Source organism: Moorena sp., assembly GCF_982860115.1.
In genome coordinates, this window is sequence record NZ_CEYLVT010000476.1 from 1 (window position 1) to 1,156 (window position 1,156).

The 1,156-nt window shown below is 41.0% G+C and carries 1 protein-coding gene; it reads left to right on the top strand.

The genetic code is table 11. The features are described from left to right. Positions 1-563: 563 nt before the first annotated feature. Positions 564-983 carry a DUF29 domain-containing protein gene (locus AC4II3_RS32780; protein ID WP_488029860.1) on the top strand — a complete coding sequence of 140 codons (420 nt, stop codon included), beginning with the start codon at positions 564-566 and terminating at the stop codon, positions 981-983. The last annotated feature ends 173 nt before the right edge of the window (positions 984-1,156 follow it).

Sequence of the window (1,156 nt, forward strand, 5' to 3'; positions counted from 1 at the left end):
AATAGGCAATAGGCAATAGGCAATAGGCAATAGGCAATAGGCAATAGGCAAAAGTGGAATGGGCATCTTGCCCGTTATCAATATTTTCGGGCGGGGTTAAGGAACCGAGGGAAAACGACTGGTGGCATCGGTGGTAACAACCTAAGCATCACCCATGGGTATAGGTGTTGACTATGGGACATAATATTAAGTTATCTCCTGTAAGGGAAAGAGCCAGCCTTCCAGCCTGACGAAAACTCTAGGCTGGCTCTTCCCGTGGATTTGATTGTCCACAACTTTAGTTTAGCACAAAAATTTTCAAAATATGCTATAATATATAAATTTTGTAAATTTTTTTTTGAGGGAGCAGGGAGCAGGGAGCAGAGAGTGTGGTAAATATGGTAAACATGGTAAGCGTGGTAAACATAGTAAGTGTGGTAAACATGGTAAGTATCCCTCTCCAAATTTTCTGTACCTCATAGTTATGAAAAACCCTATAAAGTAATTACTATTAGTAATAAATTCACAAGCATTTTTTAACGTGATATACTTATAGTAAATATCAAGGCTCGGTAGTATAAGCCATGAGTAATAGTGACTTGTATAATCAGGATTTTTTTCTGTGGACTGATCTAACTTGTCAGCAACTTAAAACAAGAAACTTTGATGAGTTGGATATAGAAAATTTAATTGAGGAAATAGCTACCTTGGGACGATCTGATAAACGAGAGATTCAGAGCGGACTTAAGGTTTTGATGGAACACTTGCTTAAAAGGCAGTACGTGAATTCAGAGCCTGATTATCGAGGTTGGGAAAAAACGATTAATGAGCAAAGAGAACAGATTAATCTTTTGTTGTCTGAATCTCCTAGTCTAAAACCTTATCTTGAATCGGTCTTTTTGGATTGCTACAGATATCCACTAAAGGTCGTTAGCAAGGATTATCCATCTACTTGCTTCCCCCAGGATTGTCCTTTTACCCCTGATATTCTAGAGCAAGATTAATCTTGTGGCATACGGGTCGCAACTAATGGGGTGTAGGGGGTGGGGTGTGGGGTGTGGGGTGCGTTGAGACAGCCCGCCGGAAAATTGTAACGGGCAAGATGCCCGTTCCACCCAGTAATGAGGTGTAGGGTAGCTTTTGCATCCATACCTACACCCTACCCCCCACACCCTAC